This window comes from Micromonospora sp. WMMA1998 (genome assembly GCF_027497375.1).
In the GTDB taxonomy this organism is placed as follows: Bacteria; Actinomycetota; Actinomycetes; order Mycobacteriales; family Micromonosporaceae; genus Micromonospora; species Micromonospora sediminicola.
The window spans coordinates 988,324-1,008,739 of the sequence record NZ_CP114911.1 but is presented as its reverse complement, the minus strand read 5'-3'; the positions used below and the strand labels follow the sequence as shown (position 1 = coordinate 1,008,739).

At 74.3% G+C, this 20,416-nt stretch carries 26 protein-coding genes and 1 tRNA gene; 23 read left to right on the top strand and 4 right to left on the bottom strand.

The window, feature by feature from the left end:
• Window positions 1-21 precede the first annotated feature (21 nt).
• The 7 genes from O7600_RS04135 to O7600_RS04105 all read left to right on the top strand — a co-directional run bounded on the left by O7600_RS04135 (window position 22) and on the right by O7600_RS04105 (window position 5,758).
• Window positions 22-117: transfer RNA gene (locus tag O7600_RS04135), tRNA-Sec, on the top strand.
• A gap of 20 nt (window positions 118-137) precedes the next feature.
• On the top strand, window positions 138-1,430 hold the full coding sequence (selA, locus tag O7600_RS04130; protein ID WP_281592367.1) for an L-seryl-tRNA(Sec) selenium transferase: 1,293 nt from the start codon (window positions 138-140) through the stop codon (window positions 1,428-1,430).
• 4 nt (window positions 1,431-1,434) lie between these two features.
• Entirely contained in the window at window positions 1,435-3,198 is a 1,764-nt protein-coding gene (gene selB, locus O7600_RS04125) for a selenocysteine-specific translation elongation factor (protein ID WP_281592366.1), read from the top strand.
• A 30-nt stretch (window positions 3,199-3,228) separates the two neighbouring features.
• On the top strand, window positions 3,229-3,987 hold the full coding sequence (locus O7600_RS04120; RefSeq protein WP_281592365.1) for a hypothetical protein: 759 nt from the start codon (window positions 3,229-3,231) through the stop codon (window positions 3,985-3,987).
• A gap of 45 nt (window positions 3,988-4,032) precedes the next feature.
• Complete coding sequence (locus tag O7600_RS04115) at window positions 4,033-4,230, top strand: hypothetical protein (protein WP_099160927.1); 198 nt, start codon at window positions 4,033-4,035, stop codon at window positions 4,228-4,230.
• Window positions 4,230-5,507: a hemolysin family protein gene (locus O7600_RS04110; protein ID WP_281592364.1), complete on the top strand. Its 1,278-nt coding sequence runs from the start codon at window positions 4,230-4,232 to the stop codon at window positions 5,505-5,507. The genes O7600_RS04115 and O7600_RS04110 overlap by 1 nt, the downstream gene beginning before the upstream one ends.
• 65 nt (window positions 5,508-5,572) lie before the next feature.
• Window positions 5,573-5,758, top strand: a complete 186-nt coding sequence (locus O7600_RS04105; protein ID WP_091574391.1) for a hypothetical protein — start codon at window positions 5,573-5,575, stop codon at window positions 5,756-5,758.
• Between the two features lie 9 nt (window positions 5,759-5,767).
• Here O7600_RS04105 and O7600_RS04100 read toward each other — a convergent pair whose 3' ends face one another.
• Window positions 5,768-6,421 (bottom strand): hypothetical protein, encoded by a 654-nt coding sequence (locus O7600_RS04100; protein ID WP_281592363.1) that lies wholly within the window; start codon window positions 6,419-6,421, stop codon window positions 5,768-5,770.
• A gap of 129 nt (window positions 6,422-6,550) precedes the next feature.
• On the opposite strand from O7600_RS04100, the gene O7600_RS04095 reads away from it, so the two are divergent.
• On the top strand, window positions 6,551-6,757 hold the full coding sequence (locus tag O7600_RS04095) for a hypothetical protein (RefSeq protein ID WP_174527879.1): 207 nt from the start codon (window positions 6,551-6,553) through the stop codon (window positions 6,755-6,757).
• Here the strand turns inward: O7600_RS04095 and O7600_RS04090 are convergent.
• From O7600_RS04090 to O7600_RS04080, 3 genes are all read right to left on the bottom strand, one after another.
• Complete coding sequence (locus tag O7600_RS04090; protein WP_281592362.1) at window positions 6,754-7,227, bottom strand: hypothetical protein; 474 nt, start codon at window positions 7,225-7,227, stop codon at window positions 6,754-6,756. The genes O7600_RS04095 and O7600_RS04090 overlap by 4 nt on opposite strands.
• Window positions 7,224-7,433, bottom strand: coding sequence for a phosphatidylethanolamine-binding protein (locus O7600_RS04085; protein WP_091574395.1), 210 nt, complete (start codon window positions 7,431-7,433; stop codon window positions 7,224-7,226). The genes O7600_RS04090 and O7600_RS04085 overlap by 4 nt, the downstream gene beginning before the upstream one ends.
• A gap of 78 nt (window positions 7,434-7,511) precedes the next feature.
• A complete protein-coding gene (locus O7600_RS04080; RefSeq protein WP_281592361.1) occupies window positions 7,512-8,393 on the bottom strand; it encodes a universal stress protein in 882 nt (293 codons plus the stop codon).
• A gap of 126 nt (window positions 8,394-8,519) precedes the next feature.
• Here O7600_RS04080 and O7600_RS04075 point away from each other — a divergent pair, with 126 nt between their 5' ends.
• From O7600_RS04075 to O7600_RS04005, 15 genes are all read left to right on the top strand, one after another.
• Entirely contained in the window at window positions 8,520-9,266 is a 747-nt protein-coding gene (locus tag O7600_RS04075; RefSeq protein ID WP_281592360.1) for an SAM-dependent methyltransferase, read from the top strand.
• Window positions 9,267-9,346: 80 nt separating this feature from the next.
• Complete coding sequence (locus tag O7600_RS04070) at window positions 9,347-10,534, top strand: PP2C family protein-serine/threonine phosphatase (RefSeq protein WP_281594064.1); 1,188 nt, start codon at window positions 9,347-9,349, stop codon at window positions 10,532-10,534.
• Between the two features lie 48 nt (window positions 10,535-10,582).
• Window positions 10,583-11,056, top strand: coding sequence for a MarR family transcriptional regulator (locus O7600_RS04065; RefSeq protein ID WP_281592359.1), 474 nt, complete (start codon window positions 10,583-10,585; stop codon window positions 11,054-11,056).
• Between the two features lie 315 nt (window positions 11,057-11,371).
• Window positions 11,372-12,007 carry a CDP-alcohol phosphatidyltransferase family protein gene (locus tag O7600_RS04060; protein ID WP_281592358.1) on the top strand — a complete coding sequence of 212 codons (636 nt, stop codon included), beginning with the start codon at window positions 11,372-11,374 and terminating at the stop codon, window positions 12,005-12,007.
• Window positions 12,004-12,957 carry a DUF881 domain-containing protein gene (locus tag O7600_RS04055; RefSeq protein WP_281592357.1) on the top strand — a complete coding sequence of 318 codons (954 nt, stop codon included), beginning with the start codon at window positions 12,004-12,006 and terminating at the stop codon, window positions 12,955-12,957. Before O7600_RS04060 ends, O7600_RS04055 begins: the two co-directional genes overlap by 4 nt.
• The gene (locus O7600_RS04050; RefSeq protein WP_007071104.1) at window positions 12,954-13,286 is read left to right on the top strand and encodes a small basic family protein; all 333 of its coding nucleotides are present in this window, start codon (window positions 12,954-12,956) and stop codon (window positions 13,284-13,286) included. The genes O7600_RS04055 and O7600_RS04050 overlap by 4 nt, the downstream gene beginning before the upstream one ends.
• A 10-nt stretch (window positions 13,287-13,296) precedes the next feature.
• Window positions 13,297-14,265, top strand: coding sequence for a DUF881 domain-containing protein (locus tag O7600_RS04045; protein ID WP_281592356.1), 969 nt, complete (start codon window positions 13,297-13,299; stop codon window positions 14,263-14,265).
• Window positions 14,266-14,319: 54 nt separating this feature from the next.
• Window positions 14,320-14,700, top strand: a complete 381-nt coding sequence (gene gcvH / locus O7600_RS04040; RefSeq protein ID WP_013286373.1) for a glycine cleavage system protein GcvH — start codon at window positions 14,320-14,322, stop codon at window positions 14,698-14,700.
• A 217-nt stretch (window positions 14,701-14,917) separates the two neighbouring features.
• Window positions 14,918-15,370, top strand: a complete 453-nt coding sequence (locus tag O7600_RS04035; protein WP_007071101.1) for an FHA domain-containing protein — start codon at window positions 14,918-14,920, stop codon at window positions 15,368-15,370.
• 50 nt (window positions 15,371-15,420) lie between these two features.
• Complete coding sequence (locus tag O7600_RS04030) at window positions 15,421-16,122, top strand: MerR family transcriptional regulator (protein ID WP_281594063.1); 702 nt, start codon at window positions 15,421-15,423, stop codon at window positions 16,120-16,122.
• A 212-nt stretch (window positions 16,123-16,334) separates the two neighbouring features.
• Window positions 16,335-16,799 (top strand): bifunctional nuclease family protein, encoded by a 465-nt coding sequence (locus O7600_RS04025; RefSeq protein WP_091577612.1) that lies wholly within the window; start codon window positions 16,335-16,337, stop codon window positions 16,797-16,799.
• Window positions 16,800-17,009: 210 nt separating this feature from the next.
• Complete coding sequence (locus O7600_RS04020) at window positions 17,010-17,579, top strand: MerR family transcriptional regulator (RefSeq protein ID WP_281592355.1); 570 nt, start codon at window positions 17,010-17,012, stop codon at window positions 17,577-17,579.
• 432 nt (window positions 17,580-18,011) lie between these two features.
• The gene (locus tag O7600_RS04015; protein WP_281592354.1) at window positions 18,012-18,401 is read left to right on the top strand and encodes a group 1 truncated hemoglobin; all 390 of its coding nucleotides are present in this window, start codon (window positions 18,012-18,014) and stop codon (window positions 18,399-18,401) included.
• Between the two features lie 2 nt (window positions 18,402-18,403).
• Window positions 18,404-19,564 carry a globin domain-containing protein gene (locus O7600_RS04010; protein ID WP_281592353.1) on the top strand — a complete coding sequence of 387 codons (1,161 nt, stop codon included), beginning with the start codon at window positions 18,404-18,406 and terminating at the stop codon, window positions 19,562-19,564.
• Window positions 19,561-20,241 carry a cell division protein DivIVA gene (locus O7600_RS04005; protein WP_281592352.1) on the top strand — a complete coding sequence of 227 codons (681 nt, stop codon included), beginning with the start codon at window positions 19,561-19,563 and terminating at the stop codon, window positions 20,239-20,241. Before O7600_RS04010 ends, O7600_RS04005 begins: the two co-directional genes overlap by 4 nt.
• Window positions 20,242-20,416 lie beyond the last annotated feature (175 nt).

The window sequence follows — 20,416 nt, the reverse complement described above, 5'->3', positions numbered from 1 at the left end:
CCCTGTGGTTGACTGCTGCGTGGAGGCGTTCAGGCGGCTGGTGCCCCTCCCGGTCTTCAAAACCGGTGTGGTCCGGGACCCGGGCCAGGCGGGTTCGATTCCCGTCCGTCTCCGCCACACCGTCCGGGGGAGCGCCGATGCGTGAGGTCGACCCGCGGCGGCGGGTGCCGCGCACCGACGCGCTGCTCGCCGACCCGGCGCTGGCGGCCGCCGCCGGCACGGTCGGCCGGGATCGGGTCAAGGCCGCGATCGTGGCGGCCCAGCACCGCGCCCGCAGGGGCGAGATCACCCCCGAGGCGGTACGCGACGCGGCGCTGGCCGCACTGCCGGCCCGCACGCCGCGCGCGGTGCTCAACGCCACCGGCGTCGTGCTGCACACCAACCTGGGCCGCGCCCCCCTCGCGCCGGCCGCCGTGCGGGCGCTGGTCGCCGCCGCCGGGCACACCGACGTGGAACTCGACCTCGGCACCGGCCGCCGGGCCCGACGCGGCCGGGAGGCGCTGGCCGCGCTCGCCGCCGCGGTGCCCGACGCGCCCGCCGTGCACGTGGTCAACAACGGCGCCGCCGCGCTGGTGCTGGCCGCCACCGCGCTCGCCGCCGGCCGGGAGATCGTGGTCAGCCGTGGCGAACTGGTCGAGATCGGCGATGGCTTCCGCCTGCCCGACCTGCTGGCCAGCACCGGCGCCCGGCTGCGCGAGGTGGGCACCACCAACCGCACCACCCGCGCCGACTACGCCGCCGCGATCGGCCCGGACACCGGCTTCGTGCTCAAGGTGCACCCGTCGAACTTCGTGGTCACCGGCTTCACCTCGGCGGTGCCGGTGGCCGACCTGGCCACGCTCGGCGTGCCGGTGGTCGCGGACATCGGCTCGGGGCTGCTCGCCCCGGACCCGCTGCTGCCCGACGAGCCGGACGCCGCCACCACGCTGCGCGCGGGCGCCCACCTGGTTACCGCCAGCGGCGACAAGCTGCTCGGCGGGCCGCAGGCCGGCCTGCTGCTCGGCGCGACCGACCTGGTCGAGCGGCTGCGCCGGCATCCCCTCGCGCGGGCGCTGCGGGTGGACAAGCTCACCCTCGCCGCGCTCGCCGCCACACTGCACGCGCCGACCACCCCGACCCGGGAGGCGCTGCACGCCGACCCCGGCCGGCTGCGCGCGCGGGTGGAGCGGTTGCGCGACCGGCTCGGCGAGGACGGCTGCAAGGCCGAGGTGACGCCGGTCGCCGCGGTCGTCGGCGGGGGCGGCGCGCCCGGCGTCGACCTGGACTCGTGGGCGCTGACCCTGCCCGAGCGGTACGCGGCGCCGCTGCGCGCCGGCGACCCGGCGGTCCTCGGCCGGGTGCTGCACGGGCGCCTCCTGCTCGACCTGCGCGCCGTGCCGGAGGCCGACGACGACCGCGTCCGCGCGGCGATCCTGTCCGTGGAGGGCTGAGCGGGTGTGGGTCGTGGCCACCGCCGGGCACGTCGACCACGGCAAGTCCACACTGGTCCGGGCGTTGACCGGGATGGAACCGGACCGGTGGGCGGAGGAACGCCGCCGGGGCATGACCATCGACCTCGGCTTCGCCTGGACCACGCTGCCCTCCGGCGGCACCCTGGCGTTCGTCGACGTGCCCGGGCACGAGCGGTTCGTGCCGAACATGCTGGCCGGTGTCGGCCCGGTCCCGGCCGCGATGATCGTCGTGGGCGCCGACGAGGGGTGGATGCCGCAGTCGGCCGAACACCTGGCCGCGCTCGACGCGCTCGGGGTGGCGTACGGGCTGTTGGTGGTGACCCGCGCCGACCTGGCCGACCCGGGTCCGGCGCTGGCCCGCGCCCGCGCGGAGATCGCCGCGACGTCGCTGGGCGAGGTGGAGGCGGTGGCGGTGTCCGCCGTGACCGGCGGCGGCCTGCCCGAGCTGCGGGCCGCGCTGGACCGCCTGGTCGCCCGGCTGCCCGACCCGGCCCGCGACGCCCCGGTCCGGCTCTGGGTGGACCGGTCGTTCACGGTGCGCGGCAGCGGCACGGTGGTCACCGGCACCCTCGGCGGCGGCCGGGTGCGGGTCGGCGACGGACTCGAGCTGGCCGGCACCGGCGAGCCGGTGCGGGTACGCGGCCTGCACTCGCTGGGCGCCGCCCGGCCGCACGTCGACGCGGTGGCCCGGGTGGCGGTCAACCTGCGCGGCCTGCCCCGCGAGCGGGTGGGTCGCGGCGACGCCCTGCTCAGCCCCGGCCGGTTCGGCCGCACCGACCTGCTCGACGTGCGCCTGGTCGGGGATCCGGCCGCCGACCTGCCGGCGACGCTCACCCTGCACGTGGGCTCGGCGGCGGTGCCCGCCCGGATTCGGCCGCTCGGTCCGGACACCGTGCGGCTGCGCCTGGCCCGGCCGCTGCCCCTGCTGATCGGCGACCGCGCCCTGCTGCGCGACCCGGGCCGGCACCATGTGGCCGGCGGGGTGACCGTGCTGGACGTGGACCCGCCGCCGCTGCGCCGCCGGGGCGCGGCGGTCGCCCGGGCGGCCGCGCTGGCCGGGCTGGACGGTCGGCCCGACCCGGCCGGGGAGCTGCGCCGACGGCGGCTGGTCCGGGCCGGGCAGCTGACCCGGATGGGCCTGCCGCCGAACGGTGTCCCGGTGGCCGGGGACTGGCTGGCCGACCCCGACCACTGGCGCGACCTCGGCCGGCGGCTCGCCGAGGAGGTCACCCGGCACGCCGGGGAGCACCCGCTGGCGGCGGGCGTACCGGTCGACGTGCTGCGCCACCGCCTCGGCCTGCCCGACCGGACGCTGGTGACGGCGCTGCTGCGCCCACCGCTGCGGCTGCGGGACGGCCTGGTCACCGCCGCACCCGCCGACACGCTGCCGGAACCGGTCGCCCGGGCCGTGGCCCGGGTCCGCGCCGAGTACGGCGACCGCCCGTTCCAGGCGCCCGAGGCGCACCGGTTGGCCGACCTCGGCCTGGGTCCCCGGGAGATCGGCGCGGCCGTGCGGGCGGGCGCGTTGCTCCGGCTCGCCGAGAACGTCGTGCTGCTGCCCGGCGCCCCGGACGACGCGGTGCGGGTCCTCGCCGGGCTGCCGCAGCCGTTCACGCTCAGTGCCGCCCGGCAGGCGCTGGACACCACCCGTCGGGTGGCGGTGCCGCTGCTGGAGCTGCTGGACCGGCGCGGGGCGACCCGTCGGCTGCCCGACGACGTGCGTCAGGTGGTCCGCCCGCCGGGTTGACGGGTGGCGTCCGGGTGACAGGGTGACGGCATGATCGACGCCCCTCGTCCCCGCCCGGTCGACAGTGCCCGGCTGCGTCGCCGCGCGTTGCCGCCGGCCGTGCTGGGTTGCTGGCTGGTCTGGGCGGCGCTGGCCTGGTGGACCGCGCCGCGCTCGGTCGACGCGGTCGACCTGGAGCGCGACCTGGCGGCCGGCCGGGTGGTGACGCTCGCCCGAGCCGACAGTTGGGACGACAGCGGGCCCTGGGGCCGCCGACCCGAGCCCCGGTACGCGCAGAGCGGGTCGACGGTCGTCTGGGCCCGACCCGACGGGCAGTTCCGGTACGCGTACGTGCCCGCGCCGGTCCCGCGGGGCGGACCCGTCGAGGACGGCGCCGACACCGACCCGGTGACCGAACCCGGCCCGGGTCAGGAGGCCGACCCGCTCGCCGACCCCCGGGCGCGCGCCGCCGTCACCCGGGGTGGGGACAGCCTGGCCGACACCCTGGCGGACACGGCGGGGCTGCTGGCGTTGACCATCGGCGTCGGCTGGCTGCTCATGCTGGTCGCCGGTCCGCCGCCGGTGGCCGGTACGCGCTGGTACTGGTTCTGGATCGGGCTGCTGCCGTACGCGCTCGGCGTGCTGGCCTGGACCTGGCGCGAACGGTGGCGGGCGAAGGCGCCGCTGACCGGCACGCGTGGCTCCGGCTGGCGCGGGTTCGGCGGGCTGGTCGTCGGCGGGATCGTGGTGTCGCTGGCGGTGGCGGTGCTCGGCCTCCTGCTCGGCGGGTACGTCGTGCCGGGCGGCTGAGCCAACCCGCACCGGCGGCCCGTCCCGGTCACCTACCGTGACGCCATGGACCCTTCCGCGGTCTGGCGGGACAAGAACCACCGGTGGCGGATCGAGGCGTACCGGGCGCCGGACCTGCGGTTCGCCGTCTTCGCCACGAACGGCACCACCGAGTCGGCGCCGCTGTGGCTGTTCGGGATGGCCGCGCTGGCCCGCTGGCTGATGACCCACGCCATCTCCCTCGACGACCTGGAGACGGACTGATGGCCGGGCAGGTCGCGCTGGTGCTGGTCCTGGTGCTGGTCAACGCCGCCCTGTCCGGCAGCGAGATGGCGCTGGTGACGCTGCGCGAGGGGCAGCTGCGCCGGCTGGGCCGCGCGGGGCGCTCCGGGGCCCGGTTGAGCCGGCTGGTCCGGGAGCCGAACCGCTACCTGGCCACCATCCAGCTCGGCATCACGCTGGCCGGGTTCCTCGCCTCGGCCGCCGCGGCGGTGTCGCTGGCCGAGCCGCTCGTCGGTCCGCTGGGCTTCCTGGGCCGGGCCGCCCGCCCGGTCGCGGTGCTGCTGGTGACCGTGCTGCTGACGTTCCTCACGCTGGTGGTGGGGGAGTTGGCGCCGAAGCGGCTGGCCATGCAGTCGGCGGAGCGGTGGGCGCTGCTCAGCGCCGGGCCGCTGGACCTGCTGGCCCGGTTGTCCCGGCCGGCGGTGTGGCTGCTCGGCCGCGCCACCGACCTGCTGGTCCGGGTCGCCGGCGGGGATCCGCGCGCGAGCCGGCAGGAGGTGACCGAGGAGGAGCTGCGGGAGCTGCTGGTCAGCCAGCGCGGACTCTCCGCGCAGCAGCGGGAGATCCTCGCCGGCGCGTTCGACATCGCCGGTCGTACGTTGCGGGAGGTGCTGGTCGCCCGCCGGGACGTGATGACGCTGCCGGCCGACCTGCCGGCCGGCGAGGCGATGCGCCGGCTGGCCGCCGCCGGCCGGTCCCGGGCGCCGGTCACCGGCCCGGGCGGGCTCGACGACGTGCGGGGCGTGGTGCACATCCGCGACCTGGTGGACGCGGGGGCGACCGCCGTCGACGGGTGCGTCCGCCCGCCGGTGCTGCTGCCCGGCACGCTGCCGGTGGCCGACGCGATGCGGCAGCTGCGCCAGCGCCACGAGCAGATGGCCCTGGTGATCGACGAGTACGGCGGCGTCGACGGTCTGGTCACCATGGAGGACCTGCTCGAGGAGGTGGTCGGCGAGCTGTACGACGAGACCGACCGGGACGTCCGTCGGGCCGTGCGGGAGCCCGACGGCGCGCTGGTGCTGCCGGGCGACTTCCCGCTGCACGACCTGCCCGACACCGGGGTGCGGCTGACCTTCCCGCTGACCCGCGAGTACACCACCGTGGCCGGGTTGGTGCTGGCCGGCCTGGGCCGGTTGCCCGAGGGCCCGGGGGAGCGGGTCCGCCTGCCCGGCCTCACCGTCGAGGTGGTCGAGGTGGCCGGCCGGGCGATCCACCGGGTCCGGCTGCGCGGTTCCGCCGTCGGCTGCCCGCCCGACTGACCCGGACGGGGGACACCCGCCCGAACCGTGCCCACGCGGCGGCCGCCGGCCGTACCGTCCGGGACGTGAAGGACCGAGGACTGCGGACGTTCGTCACCGTGCTCGCCGGGCTGGCGGTGATCTACTTCGGGGCCACCGGCCACCGGGAGAGCGGCGGGGAGGGCAGCGGCGTCTCCGGCGGCGTGGTGCTGCTCGCCCTGCTCGCGTCGTTGCTGGCCTGGAACCTCACCAAGCCCGGCCCGGCCAAGTAGCCCGCCGGCTCAGCGGGCCGCGGCGGTGCGGCTCACCTCGCCCGCCGACTCCTCGCCGAGCGCCACCCGCACCAGCGCCGACGCCAGGCGGCCGAAGTCGGCCTCGCCGACCAGCCCGACCAGGCTGCCCGGGTTCGCCGGCAGGCCCAGTCGCCGCGCCCCGGCCAGCGTGCGCCGGTCGGCGTACGGGCGCACGTCGGGCCAGACCGCCTGCGCCTCGCGCAGGAAGATGTCCGCCCCGGTCGGGCCGATGCCGGGGAACTCGACGAGCAGGCGGCGCAGCGCGGCCCGGTCCGCCCCGGCCTCCCGGTGCAGCCGGCGCAGGTCACCGTGCCACCGGTCCAGGCAGAGCCGGGCGCCGGTGCCGAGCATGGTGGCGGTCCGCTCGTCGTAGCGCCGGTAGTGGCCCCGGCCCAGCGCGTCGACCCGGTCCTGCCAGGTCGCCGCCTCCATGGCCTGCGGGGTGCGCCAGCCGGCGGTGAACAGCTCCCGGGCCGCCGCCACCGCCACGCTCGCCCGGATCCGGGTGCTCAACAGCGTGGTGAGCACCAGCAGCTGGTAGAGCGGGCCGGGCCGGTCGGCGAGCGTGATTCCGGCCTCCTCCGCGTACGTGCGGGACTGCCGGTCCAGCAGGGCCCGCGCCACGTTCCGATCGTCCGCCATTGGACCTGGTTACCCGCAGCGACGCGGCCCAGACCCGCGGGCGGCGCCGGAATGCGCCGGGCGGCGGCGGGTACCCGGATGAGGTGCGCGGTCGACGGCCGTGCGCTGCCCACCGGGAAGGAGAGACCCGTGGTCAAGCCGCAGCAGGAGGAACTGCGCCGGAACGACCTCGGCGCCACCAGCCAGGACAGCCGCAAGGGCGCCGTCGGGGCGGCCGGACACCCGCGCCACAAGGGCACGTCCAACGCGGACGTGGGCCGGCCGGTCCCCAAGGGACAGGTGTCGCCGTACGGCCCGGCCGGTGAGCCGGTGGCCGACGACGAGAGCGACCGCTAACCGCGCGACGACGACGGCCGCAGCCTCCGCCAGGTGGCTGCGGCCGTCAGTCCGTACGCCAGGTGGGGCACCAGGTCGGAGGCCCAGTCGATTCGCCGCCAGGTGCGCGGGTCGGTCACCCCGAGCACCGTCATCGAGCCGTCGGAGGTGGCCATCACGCCGCCGCCGAGCAGCACCACGGCCAGGGGCAGGGGCACCCGACGCCGGGCCGCGAACGCGCCGAACACCGCGCCGGCGGCGATGCCGGTCGCGTAGCCGAGGACCGACCCCAGGCCGGCCCGACGGTTCGCCGCCTCCTCGGCCGGCCCGAGGTCGACGTGCGCCACGTCGGCCAGCTTCCCGGCGGTGGTCTCCGGGGTGGTGCTGGCCGGGCGGGCCCGCGTCGCCATGTCCAGATAGCTGACCAGGTTCAGCACGGCACTGCCGACGGCGCCCGCGATGGCGCCGTCGACCAGGGGTGCCGCCCTCACTTCGGGTCGCCCGGCTCGCGTTCGCCCTTGGGCCCGTAGGTGCGTTCGCCCCGCACGACGCCGCGCTGACCCCGGTCGTCCTGCAGGATCCGGTTGGCCACCTGGTTCGCCTCCTTGTCGGCGGCCCGTCCGGACTGTTCGACGAGGTCGCGAAGCCGTGCCCGCTGCTTGTCGTACGCGTTGCTGCCCGGCCGTGGTCCTGGCATGGTCGCCTCCTGCGGTCGCTGTGGCTGTCGGCACCGTCTACCCGCCCGGGGCCGGGCCAACCGTTGCGCCCGCGGCGCTCAGTCGGGCGCGCGGACCACCGCGACCGGGCAGGCGGCGTGGTGCAGCATGGCCTGGCTGACCGACCCCAGCAGCAGCCCGCTCAGCTCGCCCCGACCCTGCCGGCCCAGCACGAGCAGTTGGGCGTCGCGGGAGGCGGTGGTGAGCGCCGCGACCGGGCGGGCGTGCACCGCCTCCCGGGTCACCGGCACGTCCGGCCAGCGCTCCTCGACGCCGGCGAGCGACTCGGCCAGCACCCGGTCCTCCTCGCCGCGCAGCTGACCCTCGTCGTACACCAGCGGCTGCATGTCCCCGGGGCCCTGGGACCTCGGATGGGTGTACGCGTGCACCGCGTGCAGCCGCGCGCCCCGCGACGAGGCGGTCTCCGCGGCGAACTCGACGGCGGGTCGGGACAGCGCCGAGCCGTCCACCCCGACCACCACCGGACCCGTGTCGCGTGCCGTCCCGCGCGCGATCAGCACCGGGCAGTCGGCGTACGAGGCGACCTGCACGGCGACCGAGCCGACCACCAGGGCGGCGAAACCGCCGAGTCCGCGGTCGCCGAGCACCACCATGGCCGCGGTGGGGGACTCGCCGAGCAGCACGGCGGCGGCCTCGCCGTCGATGATCTCGCCGGTGATCCGCAGCCCCGGGCACTCCGCCTCGGCCTCCCGCACCGCGTCGGCGACCAGCTGCTCGGCCTGGTTGCGCAGGCCGGCGCCGGGTGGGCTCTGCGCGGGCGCCGACACCGGCACGCGCAGCAGCGGCCAGATGAATCCGTGCACCACCCGCAGCGGACGGTTGCGGCGGGCCGCCTCGCGGGCCGCCAGGCGCACCGCCCGGGAGGCCGGTTCCGAGCCGTCCACCCCGACCACCACGGCCGCGCCGTTCGCGGAGTTCACAGCGGTACCTCCTCGTCGCCGGCCGTCCCGGCCAGTATCGCGGCCGGCGGGACCCGCCGGAGCGATACCGCCGGAGCCGACCGGTCGGTACGCTGGCCAGCACGCCCAGGGGAGGGAGCCTCGTCGATGGCCCAGCCGGAGCGACCGAGCACCGCCCGCATGATCGACCACTGGCTGGGCGGCCGGCACCACCGTCCGGTGGACGTGGCCGCCGCCGCGGCCTTCGAGGAGGCGTACGGTCCCTGTGCGGCGATCTTCCGGTCGTTGCGGGACTTCCTCGGCCGCGCCGTGCGGGCTGTCGCCGCCGACGGGGTGGACGGCTTCCTGGTCTTCGGCGCCGGCGTGCCGACCTGCGGCAACGTGCACGAGGTCGCGCCGGACGCCACGGTCCTCTACACCGACGTGGACCCGGAGACGGTCCGGCTCGGTCAGCGCCTGCTGGCCGGCAGCGAGCGCGCCGGCTACGGGTACGGTGACGCCGCCGACATCGGCACGGTCGACCCGGCCCAGCTGCACCGGTTCGTGCCGGGGTGGGGGAGGCGGCCGGTGGGGGTGGTCTTCCTCGGGCTGGCCGCGTTCCTGGACGACGACACGCTGGCCCGTACGCTCGACGAGCTGTACGCGGCGGCCGCGCCGGGCAGCTGGCTGGCGATCGACTTCGACAGCGAGGAGCTGGCCGAGCACCCGGAGGCGCTGGCCATGATGGGGCCGGAGTTCCGGATGCGGGCGCCGGAGGAGTTCGCGCCGCTGCTGGGCCGGTGGCGGCCGAGCGCCGACGGCATCGTGCCGGTGGCCCGGTGGCGGCCGGAGGGGGAGCCCGAGTCGGTGCCCGACGCGTTCTACGGCGGGCTGGCGTCGCGGCCGGCCGGCTGAGCCAGGTGGGGGCGGGGCGTTGTCGGTGGCCCTCCGTATGATGTTTGCCTTGTAGCAATAGTCGTCATCGGAGGATGAGCATGCCGGAGGCGTCCGGAACGGTGTCGCGTGCCCTGCGCACGGCGCCGCCCGACCAGGTGGCGGAGACCGCGGACGCGGTGCTCCGCCAGACGCTCGGCGCCACGCGGACGGAGGTGTTCGTCGCCGACTACCGCGCCAGCGGCCTCTGGCCGGTGCGGGAACCGGACCGGCCCGACGGCGTCCGACTCCGCTCCGACGGCGTGGCACAGCGGTGTTTCAGCAGCCAGCAGCCCGTGCTCGACATCGTCGACGACGGCCGTTGCCGGGCTTACCTGCCGCTGTCGGTGTGGGGGGAACGACTCGGTGTGCTGATGGTGGAGCTGCCCGCCGCGCCGGACGCGGCGACCGTCGAGGAGGCCCGCGACGCCGCCGGCGAGGTGGCGCTGGCCATGCGCGCGGCCGACCGGGAGACCGACCGCTACCGCCGGGCCCGCCGCCGGGAACGGTTGAGCATGGCCGCGGAGATGCAGTGGGACCTGCTGCCCGGGCGCAGCGTCCGGCACGGCGACGTGCTGCTCGCCGGGCAGCTCGAGCCGGCCTACACCGTTGGTGGGGACCACTTCGACTGGTCGGTCGACGGCGACCGGCTCACCGTCACGGTCCTCAACGGCACCGGCACCGGACTGGCCGCGTCGATGCTGACCGCGATGACCGTGAACGCCATGCGCAACGCGCGCCGGTCCGGGGGCAGCCTGGTCGAGCAGGCGGAGCTGGCCTCGGACACCATCTTCTACCAGCACCGGGGCAACCGGCACGTGGCCACGCTGCTGCTCGAGCTGGACGACCGCCGGGGTGTGGTGCGGGCGGTGGACGCCGGCTCCCCGCACGTGCTGCGGCTGCGCGGCGGCCGGGTCACCCGCGTCACCCTGGAGCAGCAGCTGCCGCTGGGCATGTTCGCCGAGACCCGCTACGACGTGCAGGAGTTCCCGCTGGAGCCGGGGGACCGGCTGTTCGTCGTCAGCGACGGCGTGTACGCGGCCGAGCCGGGTGAGCAGGAGCCGTACGGGGTGCGGGCGATGGCGCGGTCGATGCGGTCCACTCGGTTGCAGCCGGCGACCGAGGCAGTTGGTACGGTGATGCGCGAACTGCACGCGTACCATGCCGACGCGGATCTTCGCGACGACGCGGTCGTCGTCTGCCTGGACTGGCACGGTTCCGACCGGTCGGGCGACAGCGCCGGGCAGTGAGCGGAGCGGCGGAGCGAACACGAGCGGGACGATCCCAGGGGACAACGGGTGGAGCGACCTCCGAATCTTGCCGCAGCCGTCGAGGCGGCTGCCGAGGCGCTCATCGGTGTGCTCGACTCCGCCACCTCGCGCCACAACGTCAGTGTCTCGCCCACCCAGCTGCGGGTGCTGTCGCTGATCGTGTCGCACCCCGGCACCAACGTGAACCGGCTGGCCGAGCTGCTGGACGTGGTGCCCTCGTCGGCGAGCCGGCTCTGCGACCGCCTGGAGGCGGTCGGGCTGCTGCGCCGGGTGGCCGACCCGCGGGACCGGCGCGAGGTGCGGCTGGTCCCCACCGTGGCGGCCGAGACCCTGCTGCGCGAGCTGCAGGAGCGGCGGCACCGGGCCGTCCAGGCGGTGCTCGACCGGATGCCCAACCGGGTGCAGCACGAGCTGCTGCTGGCGCTTCTGGCGTTCGGGCAGGCGGCCACGACGACGACGGTGCCCCAGCCGGGGTCCGACGCCACCGCCCGCACGGCCTGATCTCCTCCCGCGTCCCGTCGGATCCACCTTCCGCACCGGATGCCAGCTAGTGTCCTAGGACGCCTTAGCGGTTGTGACGCTGCCCACCATGACAACGCTGAGCAGTGACGCAGCGCGGCGACCGAAGCGGACCGGACGGCCCGATATAGTGGCAGCGCAACTGGCCGGCCCATGATCGAAACGATGGTGGGCCGCATCGGGGAGGTCCCAGCCCGGGATCGCAGAGGGCGCCGGCGTCAGACCGGCCGGCAACGCGCACGTCCCTCCGGCGGCCGCACGTTCGGCTGCCGGACCGTGCTGCGGAGGGAGGGTTCGGTGTCGCGTCGGCCGACTCCAGCGGAGCACCCGGAGGATGCGGCGACGGCCGCGGGGGACCGCGTCCTCACGTTGCCCAACCTGATCAGCTTCGTCCGGCTCCTGGGTGTGCCGCTGTTCCTGTACCTGTTCCTGGTGGTCCGGGCCGACGTGGTCGCCATCGTGGTGCTGGCCGTGGGCGGCACCAGCGACTGGGTCGACGGCTGGATCGCGCGCCGGCTGCGCCAGGTGAGTCGGTTGGGCGAGCTGCTGGACCCGTTGGCCGACCGGCTCTACATCCTGGCCACGCTGCTCGCGTTCACCGCCCGCGAGGTGGTGCCCTGGCAGTTCACCGCGGCGCTGCTGGCCCGCGAGCTGCTGCTGCTCGGCTCACTGGGGGTGCTGCGCCGCTACGGCTACGGCCCGCCGCCGGTGCACTACGTCGGCAAGACCGCCACGTTCCTGCTGCTGGCGGCGTTCCCGCTCCTGCTGTTGGCGGACGCGGCGCCGAGTGTGGCCACGGCGGCCGGCGCGATCGGCTGGGGGTTGGCGTGGTGGGGCCTGGTCCTCTACTGGGTGGCCGGCGCGATGTACGTGGTGCAGGCTCGCCGCCTGGTCCGGGGGATGCGGGCGCGGCGTACGGGAGCGGCGGCGTGACGGCCACCCCGCCCCGGGACGGGGATCGTGACCCGTCGGCGCGGGTGTACGCGCCGGACTTCCTGACCGAGCTGTTCCGCAATCCGCTCGATCCGGGTTACGGGGACGCGGCGGCGCGGCGGGCGGTGGGGCCGGTGTCGCGGGTGCGTGCGGTGCTGGGTCGTCCGGTGAGCCTGGTGGTGCTGCTGGTGATCGGGTTCCTGTTCGCGGTGGCGTACCGGGAGACGATGGCCGAGGAGCCGAGCCGGGCGACGGCGCGGGCCGGGCTGATCGCCGAGATCAAGAAGCGCGAGGCGGAGACCGACCGGTTGACCGAGCGGGCGGAGCGGTTGCGCGAGGAGGTCGGCCGGCAGCGGGATGCGGCGCTGAGCGGTTCGCAGGCGTCCCGGTTGCGCAACCTGGAGGCCGGTACGGGCCTGGGCCGGGTGCGCGGCGACGGTGTGGTCGTGCGGTTGACGGACGCGCCGCAGGCCAAGGACGCGGTGACGGGCGAGGAGACGGAGACGGGTCCGCAACGGGTGCTGTACTCGGATCTGCAGAAGGTGGCAAACGCGTTGTGGTCGGCGGGCGCGGAGGCCGTGGCGATCAACGGGCAGCGGTTGACGGCGACGACGACGATCCGGCAGGCGGGCGAGGCGATCCTGGTGGACTACCGGCCGGTGACGAGTCCGTACGAGGTGCAGGCGATCGGGCCGGGGTCGATGCGGGACCGGTTCGACGACAGTCGGGCGGCGGAGTTGATGCGGTACCTGGCGCGGACGGCGGGGTTGTCGTTCGCGGTGAAGGAGGTCGACGACCTCACCCTGTCGGCGGCTCCTGAGCCACAGCTACGCTACGCCGGGCCTCCGGCGAGCCCGAGCCCTGGTGCGTCGGGTTCCGGTGTCGCCGGTTCGTCCAGTCCCGGGCCGTCCGGCTCGGGTTCTCCCAGCCCTTCCGGAGGTGGCCGATGATCGCGGTGCTGGCGTTGCTCGCCGGTGTGGTGCTCGGGGTGTATCTGGACCCGACGGTGCCGGCGGCGTTGCAGCCGTATCTGCCGATCGCGGTGGTGGCCGCGCTGGACGCGGTGTTCGGTGGGGTGCGGGCGAAGCTGGACCGGATCTTCGACGACAAGCAGTTCGTGGTGTCGTTCATCTCGAACGTGCTGGTGGCTGGTCTGATCGTGTATCTGGGTGACCAGTTGGGCGTGGGTGGTCAGTTGTCCACGGGTGTGGTGGTCGTGTTGGGCGTGCGCATCTTCGGAAACGTCGCGGCGATCCGCCGGCACCTGTTCCGGGCGTAGGTTGGTGGCGATGAGCGAGGAGCACAGGGAGACGGGTACCGGGTGGCCGCAGCCGGCGGGGCCGGGGCGGCCGTCGGGTCCGGCGGGTGAGCCGGATCCGCGTCCGGACGCGCCGGATCCGGACGAGTTGAGCCCGTTGGCGCCGGAGGCTGAGCCGGCGGCGCCGGTGGAGCGGGAGGACGTGCCGGCGCCGGCGGAGGAGCCGGGCGCGGTCGTGTCGCCCCGGCCCGAGCCGGAGGCGGAGCCGGGGGCGGAGCCGGGCCCGGAGCGGGTCTCGGTGTCGCGGCGGTTGACGTCGGCGGGCGCGATGATCGCGGTGTTGCTGGCGTTGTTGGGTTTCACGTTGGTGGTGCAGCTGAAGACGACGTCGACGGATCCGACGCTCGCGGCGACGCGGGAGGAGGACCTGGTCCGGATCTCGTCGGATCTGGATGCGCGGGAGCGGCGTCTGCGGCAGGACATCGAGGCGTTGGAGGACAGCCAGCGGCAGTTGCGTTCGGGTGAGCAGGGTCGGCAGGCGGCGTTGGAGGAGGCGACGCGGCGGGCGGACGAGCTGGGCATCCTGGCGGGGACGCTGCCGGCGGTGGGGCCGGGCCTGACGGTGGAGTTCCGGGGGCCGGAGAAGGCGACGTCGTCGACGCGGATCCTGGACGCGGTGCAGGAGTTGCGGGGTGCGGGCGCGGAGGCGATGCAGATCCAGGGTGCGGACGGCACCGCGGTTCGGGTGATCGCGTCGACGTATTTCGTGGACGGCCCGGGTGGAGGCCTGGTGGTGGACGGGCGGCGGTTGAGTGCGCCGTACACGATCCTGGTGATCGGTGATCCGGCGACGATGCGTACGGCCTTGAACATTCCGGGCGGGGTGGTCTCCACGGTGCGGGAGGCCGGCGGTAACGTGACGTCCGAGGATCGTGAGGTTGTGGAGGTTTCGCAGCTGCACGCGCCGATCAAGCTGGACCACGCCCGGCCGGTCTCCTGACCGGTCGCGGCCGCGCCGGTTTCTCCGGTGCACCGATGACGAAGGACGCAGTTGGTGATTCCTGAGGATCTGCGGTACACCGCCGAGCACGAGTGGGTGGTCGGTGGTGACGGTGGTGTCGTCCGCGTCGGTATCACGCACTTCGCGCAGGACGCCCTGGGTGACATCGTGTTCGTGCAGCTGCCGGAGCCGGGTGCGGTGGTGGCGGCGGGTGAGTCGCTGGGCGAGATCGAGTCGACGAAGAGCGTGTCGGAGATCTACGCGCCGTTGAGCGGTACGGTGGCGGCGCGCAACGAGGCGTTGGCTGACACCCCTGAGGTGATCAACACGGATCCGTACGGTGCGGGGTGGTTGGTGGAGATCACTCCGGATGATCCGGCGGCGGTCGAGGGTCTGTTGACCGCTGACGCGTACCGCGAGCTCACCGAGAGCTGAGTTCGTGTCGTTTCGGGCGGCGGGCTTGGTTCCGCGCGTCCGGTTGCCCTGCATTTCGGCGCTGGCTAGGCTCGCCCAGTCGACCGAGAACCAATAGTTTGAGCGTTGCGGAGTGCGCCTTCCCGGGCACGGGGAGCCAGCCGCCGGGTGTGGGTTTGCCCGGCGGCCAGACCCGCCATTCCCCGACGCCGACCGAACAGATCCGTGAGGTGGTCCCATGACGCGCCCAGACGACGAGTTCCCCCCGCTCGACGTCACTTCGACGCTCAATCTCGGTTCGCTCGACGAAGTGCTGGAGGGCCCGGACACCGATGTGGTGCCGAGCCGTATGTCCGGCTCGTTGCCGCCGGGTATGGCGTTGCTGGTGGTTCGCCGGGGCCCGAACGCGGGTGCCCGGTTCCTGTTGGACCACGACGTGACGACGAGTGGGCGGCACCCGGACAGTGACATCTTCCTCGACGACGTGACGGTGTCGCGGCGGCACGCGGAGTTCCACCGCGACGGTGGGACGTTCACGGTGCGGGACGTCGGGAGCCTGAACGGCACCTACGTGAACCGGGAGCGGGTCGAGGCTGCGACGTTGAGCAATGGTGACGAGGTGCAGATCGGCAAGTTCCGGGTGGTGTTCATCGCCGGTCCGCGCCCGGAGGAGGAGGCCGGCCGGGGGTGAACGAGCCTGCGGCTTCGACGCCGTCCGGGGCGGCGCGGGCGCCGGCGCTGATGAGTATCGGCGAGGTGCTGGCGCAGTTGCGGGCGGAGTTCCCGGACGTCACGATTTCGAAGTTGCGGTTCCTGGAGGCCGAGGGCCTGGTGGAGCCGCAGCGCACGCCGGCGGGTTATCGGAAGTACGGCTGGGACGACGTGGCTCGGCTGCGGTTCGTGTTGACGGCGCAGCGGGATCAGTATCTGCCGTTGCGGGTGATCCGGGAGCAGTTGGCGGAGTGGGACGTCTCGGATGCGCCGGTGGGGCGGTCGCGGCCGAATCTGGTGGCGGTCGGTCCGGGTGGTGAGGTGCCGGGTCGGGAGTCGGTGGAGCCGGTCGGGTCGTCGGAGGTGCGGCTGGGTCGGGCGGAGTTGATCTCCCGCAGTGGGGTCGACGAGTCGACGTTGGTCGAGTTGGAGCGGCTCGGTGTGCTGGTGTCGGATCCGCCGGGGTGGTATGACGCGGACGCGTTGATCATCGCGAGTGCGGTGGCGGGGTTGGCGGCGTACGGGTTGGAGCCGCGGCACCTGCGGGCGTACCGGTCGGCGGCGGATCGGGAGGTCGGTCTGTTCGCGCAGTTGGTGGCGCCGTTGGTGCGGCAGAGTGATCCGGCGGCGCGGGCCCGCGCGGCGGAGACGGCGCGGGAGTTGACGGCGTTGTCGCAGCGGTTGCACGCGGCGTTGGTGCGGGTGGGGCTGCGGTCGACGTTGGGTCGGTGAGGTCGGTGGTGGGGCCGGGTGCCGTGGGGTGCCCGGCCCTTCGTCGTGGGTGGGCGCGGAAAGATCTGGTGCGGGAAGCGTGTCGTAGGCTTGCCGGGGTAAGCCCGTCCGTCGAGGCGTGGTGCACGTAGCGCGTGGGACTCCCGTGTCCTGGTCCGTGTACCGTGCAGGGAAGGGCGCGGTGCGAAGGTGACGACGACACGGAGGCGGCGGTGCGCGAGCTGAGCGTGGTCGGAGTTCGGGTGGAGTTGCCCAGCAACCAGCCGATCGTCCTGCTGCGGGAGGTCGAGGGGGACCGTTATCTGCCGATCTGGATCGGTGCGGTCGAGGCGACGGCCATCGCTTATGAGCAGCAGGGGGTCAAGCCGGCGCGGCCGTTGACGCACGATCTGCTGCGGGACGTGTTGGCGGCGTTGCAGGCGCCGTTGCGGGCGGTGGAGATCACCGAGTTGAAGGAGAACGTCTTCTACGCGGATCTGCTGCTCGGTGACGGGGTGCGGGTGTCGGCGCGGCCGAGTGACTCCATCGCGTTGGCGTTGCGGGTGGGGGCTCCGATTCGTTGTGCGGAGCAGGTCCTCAGCGAGGCGGGGATCGTGATTCCCGACGAGCAGGAGGACGAGGTGGAGAAGTTCCGCGAGTTCCTGGACCAGGTGCGGCCGGAGGATTTCGCGGGTTGAGTGTGCCGGCCGGGTGGCCGGGGTGCGCGGCGGTGGTGGTCACGGTGGGTGGCTACTGGCCGCCGTGTGTGCTGTCGTGGGCCGGTGGCGCGGCGTGTCGGGTGTCTCCTGCCGGTGTGGGGGCGGGGCCGGCGTTAGGGTTGCCGTGTCGAGGGGTGCGCGTACGGGGAGTCGACGTGGCACCGCACGGGCGCGGGGAGGTTGGTCCGGATGCACGAGCCGCGGGATCCTGGTCCGAGTGCGGAACAGCAGGCCGGTGACGGCGAGGTGGGTTACCGGGGTGTGACCGCGTGTTCGGCGGTGGGCATCAGTTACCGGCAGTTGGACTACTGGGCGCGGACGGCGCTGGTGGTGCCGAGTGTGCGGGACGCGTCGGGTTCGGGGACGTCCCGGTTGTACTCGTTCCGCGACCTGGTGGTGTTGAAGGTCGTGAAGCGGCTGTTGGACGCCGGGGTGTCGTTGCAGAACATCCGTAAGGCGATTGAGGCGTTGCGGTCGCGTGGCGTGGATGATCTGGCGGGCATCACGTTGATCTCCGACGGGACGACGGTGTACGAGTGCCGGTCGCCGGAGGAGGTGGTCGACCTGTTGCAGGGCGGCCAGGGCGTGTTCGGGATCGCGATCGGTGGCGCGTTCAAGGAGATCCAGGGTTCGTTGTCGCACCTGCCGGCGGAGCCGGTGGGCGCCCCGGAGCGGGAGGACGCCCCGGTGGTGGAGCCGGAGGCGGATTCGGTGGGGGACGAGTTGGCGGCGCGGCGGGCGCGGCGTCGCGCCGGGTGATCCGTCGGCGTCTCGTGCACGGGATCGCGTCGTGGCCTTGTGGCCCGGCGCGATTTCTCGTTCGGTGACGGGTTGTGTGGGTGGCGGCGCGGTGCGGGTTGTCGTTGCCGGTGGGTCCGGGCCGTTGTGGGTGTGTGCAGGTCACAGTGGGTCCGGATGCAATGTCCGAAAGGGACCGTGGGCGCGCTGTGTTGACCTTGCGTGTGGGGCTGCTCGCGGTGTGTGCACCGTCTCGGGTGGATGTGTTGACTGTCCGTAGTTGACAGTTGTCGGGAACTCGATAGGCCAGGCGTGAAGTGTCGCGGCGGGCGCGCTATGGTCCGTCTCGGTCGTCGGCGTGTCGGCGTCATCGCGGAACGCTGTGTGACGCCGCGCCGGCTGGCGATGCCCCTGCCGCGGCGCTGCCGCGGACCCCTGTCGGAAGGACCGAGCATGACGGTGACGAACGAGACCACCCCGATCTCCCACTACGAGCGCATCGGCGGCGCGGCGGCGGTGAAGGCCGCGGTGGAGCTGTTCTACGACAAGGTGCTCGCCGACCCGGATCTCGCCGGCTACTTCACCGACGTGAACATGGCCGACCAGCGGCGGCACCTGGCGCTGATGCTGGCGGTCGTGCTGGGCGGCCCGAACGAGTACACGGGTCGGGGGTTGGCCGAGGCGCACCAGCCGTTGGACATCCCGGGCGAGCACTACGCGAAGGTCGGGCAGCACCTGACCGCCACGCTGGTGGAGCTGGGTGTGCCGTCCGATGTGATCGCCGACGTGCAGGTGGTGCTGGGTCAGGTGCGGGAGCAGGTCGTGTCGGCGGGGAACGCCTGAGCGTGGACGCGGCACGGCTCAAGCAGAGCTGGGCCCTGGTCGCCGCGCACGGCGACCAGGTGCCGCTCTACTTCTATTCGACGCTGTTCCTGGCGCATCCGGAGACCCGGCAGATGTTCGGCACGAACATGGCCGGGCAGCGCGACCGTCTGGTGTCGGCGTTGGGGCACATCGTGTCCCACGTGGACCAGGTGGACCGGCTGGTCGGGTTCCTGCAGCAGCTCGGCGCGGACCACCGCAAGTACGCGGTGCGCGCCGAGCACTACCCGGCGGTCGGTGCGGCGCTGCTGGAGACGTTGCGGCACTTCTGCGCGGAGGCGTGGACCGAGGAGCTGGCCGCGGACTGGGCGGCCGCGTACGGGCTGGTGGCGCAGGTGATGACGGAGGCCGCGCAGGCGGCGGAGGCGCACTCCCCGCCGTGGTGGGTGGCGGAGGTGCTGACCCACGAGCGGCGCACGTTCGACGTGGCGGTGCTGACGGTGCGACCGCAGTACCTGCTGCCGTTCACCCCGGGGCAGTCGATCGGGGTGTCCCATCCGGCGGTGCGGTCGTGGCGGTACTACTCGCCGGCGAACGCGCCGCGCCCGGACGGCACGGTGGAGTTGCACGTGCGGGCCGCGCCGGGTGGCGCGGTGTCGTCGCGGCTGGTGTACGGGTGCGCGGCCGGTGACCAGATCCACCTGGCGTCGCCGGTGGGGGACCGGTTGACGTTGTGGCCGGCCGGGTCGTCGGATCTGTTGCTGCTGGCCGGTGGCACCGGCTGGGCGCCGGTGAAGGCGTTGGTGGAGCAGGTCGCGGCTGAGGGTTCGGGGCGGCGGGTGGACCTGTACGTGGGGGCCCGCTCGCGGACCGAGTTCTACGACAGCGAGGCGATCGACAAGTTGGCGGCGACGCATCCGTGGCTGCGGGTGTCGTACGTGGCCGGGTCGGATCCGGCGCGGCCGGGGGAGCCGGTGCGGCTCGCCGACCGGGTGCTGGCCGACGGGGACTGGCGGTCGCGGCACGTGTACGTGTGTGGCTCCGACGAGCTGGTGAGCCATTCGGTGGCGGCGTTGACCGGTGCCGGCTACCAGCCGGGTCAGGTGCACCACGAGGGTTTCGGCAAGCACTGGTACGGGCCGACGTGGCGGACCGTGACGACCCCTGACGGAGGTATCCGATGAGTGCGACTCCGATCAGTCGGTACGACGCGCAGCAGGTGTCCGGGCCGGTGCAGGTGCGGCTGACCGCGGACCGGGTGCGGCGGTGGGAGTTCGGGTCGGCGGCGTTCACCCGCCGCGGCTACGAGCAGGCCGACGTGGACCGGTTCCGGATGCAGGTGGCCGACGAGTTGGATCTGCTGGCCGCGCAGGTGGCGAACCTGCGGGCGGAGAACGAGCGGCTCAACGACCACCTGGAGCTGCACCGGCACGGGGTGATTCCGAGCGCCGACAAGCCGGCGATGCCGGCGGCGAAGGAGGTCAACCTGCTGTCGGCGGCGCAGCGCGAGGCCGAGCAGATCATCGCGCAGGCCCACGACTACGCCCGCCGGGTCGCCGAGTACGCCCGGACGCAGTACGAGAGTTACATGCGGGCGGCGGCGGAGGAGGCGAAGCAGGAGGCGGAGCGGGTGGTGGCGGAGTACCGCAGCAGCGCCGGCGGGAGCTTCGACGACTCGGTGGCCGCGCGGGAGGCGTTGCGGATCTTCGGCGAGATGATGATGTCGCACATGCAGGCGGCGGCCCGGCACCTGGACGAGGGCAGCGAGCAGTTGGCGCGCACGATGGAGCGGATCGCCCGTGAGGCGCCGCCGGTGGGTGGCGTCGCGGCGCAGCCGGCGTTGCCGCGTCACCAGCGGTAGGCCCTCAGCCGCCGGCCCGGCTCATCCGACCGTCCGGCCCGGCCCACCGGCGTCGGTGGGCCGGGACGGACGGTCGGGGTCGACGGTGGACTCTTCGACGATCCGGGCGGGTGGTGGAGCGGCACCCGCGGGCACGGGACCGGCTGCGGCCGGTGGACCTGGCTCGGGGCGCGCG